Raw genomic sequence first — 12,777 nt, 5'->3', positions numbered from 1 at the left:
GACACCATGGGAGATGACATCTTCCGGTGGAGGATGGCTTCCGCACGGCTACCACCTCGACCCTCACTCCCACATCCAGGGCCAGCTGGTGTACGCGGCCGCCGGCACCCTGGCCACCACGACCGAACGCGGGACCTGGGTCGCCCCGGCCAACCGCGTGACGTGGACGCCGCCGGGGTTCGTCCACTCCCATCGCTTCTACGGCAGGACCGACGTTCGCCTCCTCACCATCCCGGTCGGGCTATGTGGCGGGCTGGTAGCTCATCCCAGTGTGTTCGCGGTCAGCCCGCTGCTGCGCGAATGCCTGCTGGCGCTGACCGACAGACAGCGGTTCCGGCCCGGCGCCTATGAGCGACTGCTGGCGGTGGCGGTCGACGAGCTCGCCGATACCCCTGAGCAGTCCTTGCACCTGCCCGAACCCCGCGACGACCGGCTGCGCGCCGCCACCGATCTCCTGCATGCCGATCCCGGCCGGCCCGCCCCCCTGGCCGAGCTGGGACGCGCCGTCGGAGCGAGCGAGCGAACCCTGAGCCGCCTGTTCCACACCGAGCTCGGCATGGGCTTCCACCGCTGGCGCACCACCCTGCGCATCCACCACGCTCTGGCTCATCTCGCCAACGGCCTGTCGGTCACCGACACCGCCATGGCGTGCGGGTGGTCCAATCCGTCCAGCTTCATCGACGCGTTCACCGAGGTCGTCGGCCAGACCCCCGGCCGTTACCAGGCAGGTCTGCGCGACGACCCGAAGTAGCCACTCGACGACGCCGGGCGCGAGAGGTGGCTCCTGTCGATCCTGCATGGGGCGAAGGAGACAGTTGGCGGTTTTCCGGTATTCAGTGTCTATTTAACGGTTGGCTGCCTTTCCGTACCGGGTCCACAGTGGTCGAACGCGTGCCGCGTCGTCCGGCGCGGCGCCGTCGTTCACGCCTCGGGCGTGTTCGACCACCGTGTTCTTCAAGGAGGGTCGGGACTTCATGGCCGAAACATACGAGACCACCACGGTCGTCATCGTCGGAGCCGGGGTGGCCGGTCTGACGCTCGGCAACTTCCTGCTGGGCAACGGCGTCAGCTGCGTCGTGCTGGAAAAGCACAGCCGTTCCTACGTCGAGCAGCGCCAGCGGGCCGGGACCATCGACGGCTTCGGGGTACGCATGTTCCGCGAGTGGGGACTCCAGGAGGTGCTGGAGGGCGACCCCATCCCGCGCGAGGAGGGCGGCTTCTTCATCGACGGGCACGGGGTGCCGATGGACATGGAGGACGAGGACAACGAGAGCATGTTCTGCCCTCAGCAGGTCCTCGTCCGCAATCTCACCGACGTGTTCCTGCGCGACGGCGGCGACCTTCGCTACGAGGCCGCCGACGTGTCCCTCGAAGACATCGACGGCGACCGTCCCCTGGTGCGCTACCGCGACGCGGACGGCTCGGCGAGGGGCGTGTCCTGCGACCTCATCGCCGGCTGCGACGGCTTCCACGGGATCAGCAGGGCGACCATCCCCGCCGACGCCCTGACCCGCTACTCCCACGAGCACGGATACTCCTGGCTCAGCGTCCTCGCCGCGGCACCGACCAGCCCCTCAGGCATGGCGATCCACTCGCGCGGCCTCGCGGGAATGATCCACCGCGGCGCCCACGCCACCCGCCTCTACCTTCAATGCCCGCTCGACGACACCCCCGAGCAGTGGCCGGACGAGCGTATCTGGAGCGAACTGGAAGCCCGTTTCGGCACCCCGCCATCGACCGGTCAGATCATCGACAAGCGGATCGTCCCTCTTCGGAGCGTGGTCTTCGACCCGATGAGCTACGGCAACCTGTACCTGCTCGGGGACGCCGCCCACATCGTCCCGCCGATGAGCGCGAAGGGAATCCACCTCGCCCTCCACGACACCGAAGTGTTCGCCCGCGCCGTCATCCACCAGGTCCGGCAGGGTGATCGGAGCCTGCTCGACAGCTACTCCCCGGACTGCCTGCGCCACATCTGGAACTACCAGGCGTTCGCCTCATGGATCACCGACCTCATGCACAACGCCGGCGACGCCTCCTACGAAGGGGAGTTCCGCAAGCAGGTCGCCCGAGCTGAACTGCAGCGCCTGTTCACCTCTCCCACGGCGAACAAGCTCTTCGGCGAGCTCACCGCCGGAACCAACTAGGGCCTGTATGGACCTCGGATCTTCAGGTGGGTCGAAGGCTTCGGGTCCACAAGACCAGGGGCATGCCAAAGCCTCCGGCAATCCCGGTGCTGTTCACCCGGAAGGTGCCCCCGGCCCCGGAAAGTCTCAGAAACCGGATCCCTCGGACCCGGAGAGCCCTCAGGAAGCCCCAGAAACCCGAAGGAAGCCCCAGAAACCCGAAAGCCCCGGGTCCCGAGAAGCTCGGGACCCGGGGATTCCTCCGGAGGGACTGACGGGCTCCGGGAGGACTAGCGGGTGAAGGCCTGGAACTCGGCCGCGCGCAGGTGGTCCCTGGCGGGGCTGGCCGTGGCGCAGTCGGTGGCGGAGTTGGGGTCGGCGTCCTGCTCACCGGCGTAGACCGGGTTGCCGGTGCACTGGGTGGAGACGGCCCGCAGGGTCAGGTGGGTCGCGGTGGTCGTGGGGATCTTGAAGGACTCGATGACCAGGTCGGCGCCGCGAGGACGTGGCCTGCGCGTGTCGAAGGCGTTGGACGGGCTGGTGTAGACGACCGAGAAGGACGCGGGGGAGGAGCAGTCCTTCTTGGTGGCGTCGCAGGCCAGGACCTCGAAGGCGCGCAGGGCGCTGAAGCGGTTCTGGGTGCCGGGGTCGGCCGGGTCGGTGGCGGCGGGGGGCCGGAGCATCGCGCTGACCTGCACGCGGCGGATCTTCTCCGGCTTGGTACCGGCCAGGTCCACGGTGACGCCCTTGCCCTTGACCGGTCCGGTCAGCGAGGCCCAGTTCGTCGCCTCCGTCTCGTCGATCAGCTTCGCCTGGTTGACGCCGTCACCGGTCGCGGTGGCGCCCAGCGCCGCCGAGGCGAGGTTCTTCGGAATCGCGAGCGGCAGCGGCAGCTTCAGGCCGGGCAGCACCGCGAACTTCACCCGGGTGTGCCCGAACCCGTTGCCCGCGACCACGAAGTCGTAGAGCCCCGGGGTCATCTCGACGGTGTCGCCGAGCGGGGTCGCCGGGTCGGTGTCGGCCACCGGCACAACGCGGCCCTCGTAGTCGCCGACGTAGAGCCGCAGCGCGGCGTCCTTGGCGTCGAGCAGCGGCTTGAGCTGGATCTTCCCGTTCTTGCCGGACGGGTCGACGAAGCTCGGCGTCGGGTCGGGGTCGTTGGCCCCGACGCTCGCCGCGCCCTGGCCGAGGCCGTGCTCGGCGAACGCGCGCCACATGATGGCCTGGTTCGCGCCGCCGAAGCGGATGGCGTCGGCCGCGAGCAGCGCGTCGCGGTGGTCGACGTAGCTGACCGCGCCGGTCGCCATCAGCAGCAGCGCGTCGAAGGAGACCTGCGCCCAGCGGCGGTTGCCGGGGCACTCCCCGAGCGGGGTCGTGCCGTCGGCGCACGCCTTCTGCCTGGCCGGGGTGCCCTGGCCGTACTTCTGCAGGAAGCCCTTGCGCACGTCGTACTGGGTCGCCGACCAGATCTCACCGTCGGCGTGTACCTGCTGGCCGACGATGTCGTACGCGATGTCGCTGTAGTTCAGCGGGGAGTCGGACATGTCGTAGTTGCGGATGCCCGCCTTCTTGTCACCGGTGACGTAGCCGCCGGTGACGTACGGGGTGTCGCCCGCGGGGCGGAAGCCGTACTCGGAGAGGTACTCCATCGCGAACAGGTCGGAGGTGCTCTCGTTCATCGCCCCGGCCTGGGCGCCGCTCCACCCGGCGTTCGGGCCGCCGATCATGCGGCCGGAGATCGCATGGGTGTACTCGTGCCCGATCACCGACATGTCGTAGTCGCCGTCCACGCAGGGCGAGTAGAACGAGCCCGCGATCGGCTGCCACATGTACATGTTGGTGATGGGCGCGACGCCGTCGGGACCGGTGATCTGGTTGGCGTTGTCGCGCACGCTGAGCACCCGGGCGCCCGCCTGGGCGTTGCCCTGCTCGGGGTCGCCGCCGAGGCCGCCGCGCTCGCCGTTGTCGTTCTGCATGTTCCAGGCGGTCTCGGTGAAGCCGAGCCGGTAGGACCAGTCGTGCATGCGGTTGTGCATGACGTGCAGGTTGGAGATGGCGGCTTCGAGGTCGGCCTCGCCGGGCTGGTCCAGGGAGGCCGGGTCGCACTTGGCCGTGTACCACTTGTTGGTCCACGGGTAGACGTACTCGCGGCTGGGCGTGGCCACGTTGCTGCGGGTGCCGACGGAGAACGCGTCGCCGCTGGCGCGGTTCTCCACGGTCTTGGCGGCGTTGCCGACGCTCGTGTTCGTCGGGGTGTCCGTGGTGTGGTCGACGTCCCACGCCTTGCCGGTGGCCGGGTCGGCCCCGACGACGGCGCAGCCGGGACCGGTCTTGGAGCACCACGTCACGCGGGTGTCGGTGGAGGAGTAGTCGGCCGGGGGATTGGCGGTGAACGCCTTCCACCTGGGGTCGTCCGGCGCGCTGTGGTGGTCCACCAGGTTCTCGCGGGTCAGGATCTCGCCGCTCACCGCGTCCACGTGCGTCGTGTACGCGGCGGGCTCGCCCTCGCCGCCGCCGATCAGGGTGATCTGGAACGCGTTGTGCGTCCCGTCGGGCGCGGGCACCGCCGTGGCGGTGGCCTTCTTGACGCTGGCCGTGGCCAGGTCGATCCCGCCGTCCCTGGCCGCGATCTCCAGCGCCTGCTGCTCGGTGAGCCTGGCGGCGGGAGGCGCCTCGGAGGAGCGGGAGAGGGTCGAGGTGACGTGGAGGACCTTGCCGCCCTTCACGCCGACCACGACCTGCCCGTCCACTCCCGCGGGCAGGTCGCCGAACTTCTGCCGCAGCAGTACGGCGTACCCGTCACCGATGGGGTTGGCGGCGATCTTCTCAAGCGCGTCCACGGCCTCGCCGGAGAGCCCGAAGAGGTTCTCGTTCGCCTTGAGGTAGGCCCGCGCGGCCCGCTCGGGGTCGGCGTCCAGGCCCTCGGCGAGGGGAGCGGAACCGGAGATGACGGCCGGGGTACCGAGGGAGTTCCACCGGATCGTCGCGATGCTCGCCGCCGCCGACCTGGAGAGTGTGGTCGGGGGCGCGACGCTGCCGCGCCGGTTGTCCAGGTCGGGCTTGGCGCCGTGTTCGGCCTGGAAGTCGTGGACCTTGGGGGGCTGGCCGCCGGGTTCGCCCTGGGCGACCCCCGGCAGGGGAATGACGAGCGCCGCGGTGGCGGCGGCGATGACGGTAACGCGTGACCAGGGTTTGGTCGACACCGATCCTCCTGCGAAATATGGCCGTCGCCGGCCATGCCACACGCAGATCGCGTGTGTTGCGCAAGAAGTAACACCGATTCAAGTGTCATGACAAGATCTTGTAAAGGTGTATATGTCAGTGTTATAGGGGCTTTGGAGCGTGCAAACGGGTGCGCCCCCGGCGGTCGGGCCGGGGACGCGGGAGTTCGCCAGGTCGCGAGGGGTTCAGGAGAACGGGATCCAGGCCCGGTCGGCGAGGTCCTTCATGTCGCTCACCTTGAGACCGAGGTCGGAGACCGTCCACAGGCTGTCGCCGATGACGACCGAGCGGCGGATGCCCGGGTCGTACGGGGCGAAGCCGGTGTTCTTCGCCGGCTTGGGCCTCGGGTGGACGACCGTGCCGGTCCTGGTGACCGCGGAGTCGTCGATCGTGAGGACCAGGGCGGTCCCGTTGGTCTGCTCGGTACCCGTCCACGAGCTCAGCGGGAGGACCGCCATCCCCGTCTTCGCCCAGTACAGGAAGGCGTGCGGGTCCCACTCGGCCTCCGAGCCCGAGTCCTTCTGGAACATCTGCGACAGGCGGCGCGGGTTGGCCGGGTCGCTCACGTCGAACAGCGACACCTGGGTGCCGAGCGTGCGGCCCTCCTCGCTGGCCTCCTGGCCCACGCCGATCAGCCGCCCGTCGCCCGCCGGATGCAGGTACGCCGAGTAGCCGGTGATCTTCAGCTCGCCCGTCCTCCTCGGTGCCGCCGGGTCGCGCAGGTCGAGCGTGTAGAGCGGGTCCACCTGCCTGAACGTCACGACGTAGCCGACGGGGCCGATGAAGCGGACCGAGTAGATCCGCTCGCCCTGGCCGAGCTCGCCGACCTCGCCGGTCTTGACCAGGGTGTCGGCGTCGAGCACGTAGACGGCGCTGGAGGTGTCCGGGGGAGCGGTAGGGGGAGCGGCCGAGGCGTTCTGCGTGGCGGTCGAGGTGGTGGCGACCCTCAGGTGTCCCTCGTACTCCGACAGCGAGTACTGGTTGAGCAGCCTGCCGGAAACCTTGCCCGAGGCGACGTAGCGGGGCGCCCCGGCCGCGGTGATGTTGAACCGGTGGACCTCGGTCTCCTCCGGCGGCTGCTCCGGGGTCACCTCGGCCGTCGGGGTCGGCGGGGCGGTCTCGGTGGGCGAGGGGATCGGGGACGCCGGGAGGCTGAGGCTCTGGGACGGCGCGGGGGTGTGGGTCGGGGTGACGGTGACGGTCTGGCCCGACGAGGGCTCGGGGAGCAGGCTCGGAGCGGGGTCGAGGCCCGACGCGGCGGCGGGCGTCGCGGGCACCGGCTCCGGCGTCGCGGGCGAGTTCGCGGAACCGGGCGTGGCGAGTGGGCTCGCGGAACCGGGCGCCACGGGTGGGCTCGCGGGATCGGGCGCCGCGGGGGTGGCGAACGGGCTCACGGAGCCGGACGGCGCGGGGGTCACCGGGGTGGGAGCCGGGGTCGCCGGGGTGTCCTCGACGACCATCGAGTCGATCGGCCGGGGCCACCACCAGCGCGGGTTGCTCGCCACGTACAGGCTGGAGGCCGTTCCGTAGACGGTGTCGCCGTCGGCCGCGACGCTGATCGGGGCCGTCTCGGTGAGCGCCTGGGACAGGTCGAGGCTGTGCATGGTCAGCATCGACGTCCCGGTGTACTCCGCGGGGTGGCTGACCCGCCCGCAGTCGACCGTGCGCTCCGAGGTCTCGCCGTCCGCAGTTGTCAGCTCGTACTTCGGCAGCCACGCCTCGATCGGCGCCTTGGCCACGATCTCCGCGTTGCGCCGGGTGCGCTCGTTGTCCGACAGGTCGGGCCCGGCGTCGGGGAACTCGATCCTCGGCTGGCTACGGACCACGATCCGCACGGTCGAGCCGACCATCCTGGCGTCCACGTGGGAGCCGTCGGGGGTGAGCGAGCCGATCACCTTCGGCTTCCCCGACAGGTCGACGAGGACGTAGCGCGGTCCCGGGCTCGCCGCGCGCTTGGCCGTCGCGCCGTACGGGATGATCCCGCCACCGGAGAACAGCACCAGCGCCCTGTCGCCGCTGACCAGCAGGTCGGCCGGGGCCCACACCTGCTCGGCGTCCACGAGCTTGAGCGTGCCGGTGACCTTCCTGGTCGCGGCGTCCACCACCCGCAGCACGCCGCGGTTCACGGTGACGACCCGGTCGCCGTCGGTCTTCACCAGGTCGGGCTCGTCGACCCCGGCCTCGTGCGTGTTCGTGGTGGAGTGCTCGGGCGCCCCGGCCGTGCTCTTGGCGGCGGCGTCCGACCGCGCCTCCGCGTACATGACCGCGGGGCCGCCGATGCCCCAGGGGCCGACGTTCTTCGCCGTCGCCGCGCGCAGCCCGGCCAGCATGTCGTCACAGCCGCTGTAGGAGACCAGCTTGACGTTCCCCAGATCGACCGGTGCCGTACGGCCCGCCGCGGTCTTCGTCCCCGTCGAGGTGCACGCCGTGGCGAGCAGCGCGGCGGCGAGGGTGACCGCGCCGGCCGTACGAATCGATGTCCTCATGCCCCTACGACGGATCGGGGGGCCGCGCGGTTCAACACCCCGCTACTCACTGGTAGTCATGGCATGCCTCCCGCGATTACCCTGCGAACATGGCCGTTCCCCCTGAAACGACACGGGCCGAGATGACACGGGTTCTCGACCCCCGCATGATCGAGCGCGTCGTACGGCACGTGACCTCCGGCGGGAAGACGCGGGAGATCACGGCGCCGTTCACCGGTGAGGTCCTCGCCGAGCTGCCCGTCTCCACCGCCGACGACGTCCGCGCCGCCCACGCCGCGGCGCGGGAGGCACAGCGGGCGTGGGCGGCCAGGCCCGCGCGGGAGCGTGCCGAGCCCTTCCTGCGCCTGCACGACGCCATCCTCGACCGCCGCGAGGAGATCCTCGACGTGGTCCAGTGGGAGACCGGCAAGGCCCGCAGGCACGCCTTCGAGGAGGTCCTCGACGTCGCGGGCTGCACCCTGTACTACGCGCGCAGGGCCCCCGGCCTGCTGGAGCCGAGGAGGCGGGCCGGGATCCTGCCCGTCGCCACCAGGACGGTCGAGACGCGCCAGCCCCGGGGAACGGTGGCGCTCGTCTCGCCGTGGAACTACCCGCTCTCGCTCGGCGTCACCGACGTCGTCCCCGCGCTGCTCGCCGGGAACGCCGTCGTCCACAAGCCCGACACCCAGACCGCGCTGTCCACGCTGTGGACGATCGACCTGCTGGTCTCCCTCGGCATGCCCCGCGAGATCTGGCAGGTCGTCCTCGGCGACCCTTCGGAGGTGGGCGAGGCGCTGCTCGACGACGCCGACTACATCGCGTTCACCGGCTCCACCCGGGCCGGCCGGAAGGTCGCCGAGGAGGCGGCCAGACGGCTGATCGGCTGCTCGCTGGAGCTCGGGGGCAAGAACCCGATGCTCGTGCTCGACGACGCCGACCTCGACGCCGCGACCCAGGGCGCGCTGCGCGCCTGCTTCACCAACGCCGGGCAGCTGTGCCTGTCCGTCGAGCGGCTCTACGTCCACGACTCCGTGTACGACGCGTTCGTGGAGCGGTTCGTCCGGCAGGTCGGGAACATGCGGCTCGGTGCCGGGCTCGACTGGAACGTGCAGATGGGCTCGCTCTCCTCCCCGAGGCAGCTGGAGGCGGTCGGCGCCCACGTGGACGACGCCGTCGCGAAGGGCGCCCGGGTCCTCGCCGGAGGGAGGGCCCGCCCCGACCTCGGCCCGCTGTTCTACGAGCCCACCGTCCTGTCCGGCGTCGACGAGAGCATGGAGCTGTGCCGCGCCGAGACCTTCGGCCCCGTCGTCGCGATCTACCGCGTCGGCGACGACGACGAGGCGGTCGAGCGGGCCAACGACACCGCGTACGGGCTCAACGCCTCCGTCTGGACCCGCGACGTGCCGCGCGGGCGGGCGCTGGCCTCCCGGATCAGGGCGGGCACGGTCAACATCAACGAGGGCTACGGGTCGGCCTACGCCTCCTACGACGCGCCCATGGGCGGCATGAAGTCCTCGGGTCTCGGCCGCCGCCACGGGACCGAGGGGCTGCTGAGATACACCGAGGGGCAGACCGTCTCCAGCCAGGCGCCCTGGCTGGGCTTCGAGCCGATCCTCGGCATGGCGTACGAGAAGTACGCCGACACCCTCGCGACCGCCTTCAAAATCATGAAGACGCTCCACCTGAAGTGAGGACCCCGGGGCCACCGGGGTCGTCAAGGTCACCCTCGGAGCCCTCGGAGCCCTCGTACGCGCCGGACGACGTGGCTGGCAGGATCCCGGTGTGATGTGGAATGTCGAAGAGTTCGTACGCGCGGCGGGTGTGACCGTTGACGAGCTGGCCGCCTACGTGGACGAGAGTCAGCGGGGAGTGGCGCCCGTCATCCGTCGCACACCCCCGCGCGAGCTGGCCGGGCGGCTCGGGCTCGCGCGGTGGATCCGCGAAGGCGGGATGACGCCGGAGGGGTACGCGGAGTTCCTCCGCGTCTACCTCGCCGAGGGCACCCGGCTGCACCACCCCGCCCAGCTGGGGCATCAGGTCGCCGCCCCCGACTTCCCCTCGGCGCTCGCCGACTTCGTGCACGGCGCGCACAACAACCCGATGGCGATCTACGAGATGGGTGCCTCGGCGGCGACGGTCGAGTTCGAGGTCCTGCGCTGGATGCTGAGCAAAGCCGGTTTCGGCGAGGCGGGCGGCGGGGTCCTCACCCACGGCGGCTCGCTCGCCAACCTCACCGCGCTGCTGGCCGCGCGGGCCTCGGCCGCACCCGGCGCGTGGACCGAGGGCGTCCCCGGTGACCTGGCACTGCTGGCCCCGGTGTCGTCCCACTACTCGCTCACCCGCGCCGCCGCGATCCTCGGGCTGGGGGAGCGCGCGGTCATGTCGCTGGACGTGGACGCGCTCGGCAGGATCGACGTCGCCCGCCTGCCCGAGGCCCTGGAGCGGGTGCGCCGGGCGGGACGGCGGCCGATGGCCCTGGTGGCGAACGCCTGCGCGACCGGGACCGGCCTCTACGACGACCTGCGCGGGATCGGGGAGTTCTGCGCCGCCAACGGTGTCTGGTTCCACGTGGACGGCGCCCACGGCGCCTCCGCGCTGCTCTCCGAGGGGCACCGCCACCTGCTCGACGGGATCGACCTCGCCGACTCGCTGATCTGGGACGCGCACAAGATGCTGCGTACCTCCAGCCTGGCCGCGGCGGTCCTGACCCGGCGCGAGGGCGACCTGGACGCGGCCTTCCGGCAGCGGGCCAGCTACCTGTTCTACGGGGAGCAGGGCTTCGACCTCATCGGCAGGACCGTGGAGTGCAGCAAGGCCGAGCTGGGGCTGAAGATCTTCCTCAACCTGGCCTGGCGGGGTGAGCGAGGCCTGGGCGAGTACGTCGCGAGCCAGTACGCCACCGCGCACCGCTTCTGGGAACTGGCCCGCGAGCGGCCGGGCTTCGAGTGCCCGTACGAGCCGGAGAGCAACATCGTCTGCTTCTGGTACGGCACCGGCGACCAGGTGGGCATCCGCGAGCGACTGATGGACGACGGCGCCTTCCACCTGACCTCGGCGGAGGTCGGCGGGGTCCGCCACCTGCGGATCACCGTCATGGCCCCCGCCACGGACGACAAGACGCTGGAGGCGCTGCTCGACCGGATCACCGAACCGGAGACCACGACCGGTCCCCGGTGAGCAGGGCCTCGTTTACGGCAGATGGACCAGGTGGACCAGGTGGACCAGGTCCGGGGGCCGGTGGCGGGGTGAACCCGCGTCCGGGGAGTCGGGTTCGCCGTGGCCGGTTTCTCGTCGGATGGTGTGGCCGGTGGCGGGGGAAACCCACGTCCGGAGGGCCGGACCCCCGTGGCCGGTTCCTCGCTGGACGGTGTGGCCGGTGCGCGGTGGCCGGTTTCCGGGGAGTCCGGGACGGTTTTCGGCGGGCCTCAGTGGATCCCGGAGTCGGGGTGGGCGGCGTCCCAGCGGCGGCGCGACTCGGCGATGCCGTCGCGGTGCTCGGCCGACCAGTCGGCGAGGGCCCGTACCAGGTGGGTGAGGCTGTGCCCGGTCGGGGTCAGTTCGTAGTCGACCTGCGGCGGGACGACGGCGTGGACGGTCCTGGAGATCAGGCCGTCGCGCTCCAGGCGGCGCACGGTCAGGGTGAGCATCCGCTGCGAGATGCCGGGCACGGCCCGCTGGAGCTCGCGGAACCGGCGCACCCCCTGGGCCAGTTCCACGACCACCAGCACCGACCACTTGTCGCCGATCCGGTCGAGGACCTCGCGGATGCCGCAGTCCTCACCCCCGCAGGAGACGACCGGCTCCGTGGTTACCGCGGTGTGCCCCACTGACATCGAAGTGCCTCCTTATGTCACGCGTCCTGGTTGTCGATGATGGACCCGGTTACCGAAGAGAACCACTCACTCTGGGGAGATTCCATGATTTTGGTGACGGGGGCGACGGGCGCGCTGGGGCGGCTCGTCACCGCGCGGCTGGCCGGGCGGGACGACGTGGTGGCCGGGAGCCGCGCCCCGGAGGCGGTCCCCGCCGGGACACCGGCCCGCCTGATCGACTTCGAGGATCCCGCCTCGCTGGAGGAGGGCTTCACCGGGGCGGACACGCTCCTGCTGATCTCCGCGGGTTATGGCGAGGACGACGTGGTGATCGCCAGGCACGGCGCGGCGATCGACGCGGCGGAGAAGGCCGGGGTCTCGCACATCGTCTACACCAGCCTCAGCGCCGCCGGAGACCACCTGGCCTACGCGCTCGCCCACCGCTGGACCGAACGCAGGCTCCGCGAGGGGGCCGCGAGCTGGACGATCCTGCGCAACGGCCTCTACGCCGAGCTGCTGGCGACGCTCGCGCCCGTCGTGGACGGCAGGATCACCGCGCCGCTGGGCTCCGGACGGCTGGCCGCGGTGGCCCGCGAGGACCTGGCCGACGTGGCCGCCCTGGTCACGACCGGGGCCTCCGCGCACGCGGGCCGGACCTACGAACTGGTCGGGGAGGAGGCGGTCGGCGGCGCGGAGCTGGCCGAGGCTTTCAGCGGGGCCACGGGAGGCACTGTCTCGTACGAACCCGGCACCCCGCCCGCCGAAGTGACCGCGGTGACCGCGGTGAGCAGAGGCGCAGTCTCGTACGAGCCCGGCACCCTCGCCGGGGCCCGCGAGGCGTTCACCGCCCTCGGCCTGGCGCCCTTCCAGGTCCCGATGCTGGTGAGCACCTACTCCTCGATCGCGAACGGGTTCATGGACGCGACGGACGGCGACCTGCGCGACCTGCTCGGCAGGGCTCCCCGGTCCGCCCTGGAGGTCATCGTCGCGGAGCTAGGACGCGTGGCGGCCGAGGGTCCCCTGCCCGGCCGCGGAGAGGGCAGGGGACCCGTGTGATCAGTTGTCGGTGCAGAACATGTGGATACGGCAGTTCGTGAGGCGGCCCGCCTCGCTGGAGGCCGGCTCACGCTCCTCCAGACCCTGAAGGTCCTG

8 protein-coding genes are annotated in these 12,777 nt (G+C 71.2%); 5 read left to right on the top strand and 3 right to left on the bottom strand.

Going from position 1 to position 12,777, the window contains the following annotated elements:
• The first annotated feature begins 13 nt into the window (after nucleotides 1-13).
• Together ABD817_RS00295 and ABD817_RS00290 are read left to right on the top strand one after the other, a co-directional pair.
• Entirely contained in the window at nucleotides 14-751 is a 738-nt protein-coding gene (locus tag ABD817_RS00295) for a helix-turn-helix domain-containing protein (RefSeq protein ID WP_344913578.1), read from the top strand.
• Between the two features lie 223 nt (nucleotides 752-974).
• Nucleotides 975-2,147 (top strand): 4-hydroxybenzoate 3-monooxygenase, encoded by a 1,173-nt coding sequence (locus tag ABD817_RS00290; RefSeq protein WP_344913575.1) that lies wholly within the window; start codon nucleotides 975-977, stop codon nucleotides 2,145-2,147.
• Between the two features lie 269 nt (nucleotides 2,148-2,416).
• On the opposite strand, the gene ABD817_RS00285 is transcribed toward ABD817_RS00290, so the two are convergent.
• Together ABD817_RS00285 and ABD817_RS00280 are read right to left on the bottom strand one after the other, a co-directional pair.
• The gene (locus ABD817_RS00285; protein WP_344913573.1) at nucleotides 2,417-5,329 is read right to left on the bottom strand and encodes a M36 family metallopeptidase; all 2,913 of its coding nucleotides are present in this window, start codon (nucleotides 5,327-5,329) and stop codon (nucleotides 2,417-2,419) included.
• A 204-nt stretch (nucleotides 5,330-5,533) separates the two neighbouring features.
• Nucleotides 5,534-7,834: a beta-propeller domain-containing protein gene (locus ABD817_RS00280; protein ID WP_344913570.1), complete on the bottom strand. Its 2,301-nt coding sequence runs from the start codon at nucleotides 7,832-7,834 to the stop codon at nucleotides 5,534-5,536.
• An 89-nt stretch (nucleotides 7,835-7,923) separates the two neighbouring features.
• On the opposite strand from ABD817_RS00280, the gene ABD817_RS00275 reads away from it, so the two are divergent.
• Nucleotides 7,924-9,504 (top strand): succinic semialdehyde dehydrogenase, encoded by a 1,581-nt coding sequence (locus ABD817_RS00275; RefSeq protein ID WP_344913567.1) that lies wholly within the window; start codon nucleotides 7,924-7,926, stop codon nucleotides 9,502-9,504.
• 94 nt (nucleotides 9,505-9,598) lie between these two features.
• A complete protein-coding gene (locus tag ABD817_RS00270; RefSeq protein ID WP_344913564.1) occupies nucleotides 9,599-10,990 on the top strand; it encodes a pyridoxal phosphate-dependent decarboxylase family protein in 1,392 nt (463 codons plus the stop codon).
• A gap of 248 nt (nucleotides 10,991-11,238) precedes the next feature.
• Here ABD817_RS00270 and ABD817_RS00265 read toward each other — a convergent pair whose 3' ends face one another.
• Nucleotides 11,239-11,646 carry a winged helix-turn-helix transcriptional regulator gene (locus ABD817_RS00265; protein WP_344913561.1) on the bottom strand — a complete coding sequence of 136 codons (408 nt, stop codon included), beginning with the start codon at nucleotides 11,644-11,646 and terminating at the stop codon, nucleotides 11,239-11,241.
• An 84-nt stretch (nucleotides 11,647-11,730) separates the two neighbouring features.
• Here ABD817_RS00265 and ABD817_RS00260 point away from each other — a divergent pair, with 84 nt between their 5' ends.
• Nucleotides 11,731-12,681, top strand: a complete 951-nt coding sequence (locus ABD817_RS00260) for an NAD(P)H-binding protein (RefSeq protein WP_344913558.1) — start codon at nucleotides 11,731-11,733, stop codon at nucleotides 12,679-12,681.
• The last annotated feature ends 96 nt before the right edge of the window (nucleotides 12,682-12,777 follow it).

Source organism: Streptosporangium oxazolinicum (assembly GCF_039537505.1).
GTDB classification, from domain to species: Bacteria; Actinomycetota; Actinomycetes; order Streptosporangiales; family Streptosporangiaceae; genus Streptosporangium; species Streptosporangium oxazolinicum.
This window is presented reverse-complemented; position numbering and strand designations above follow the sequence as displayed.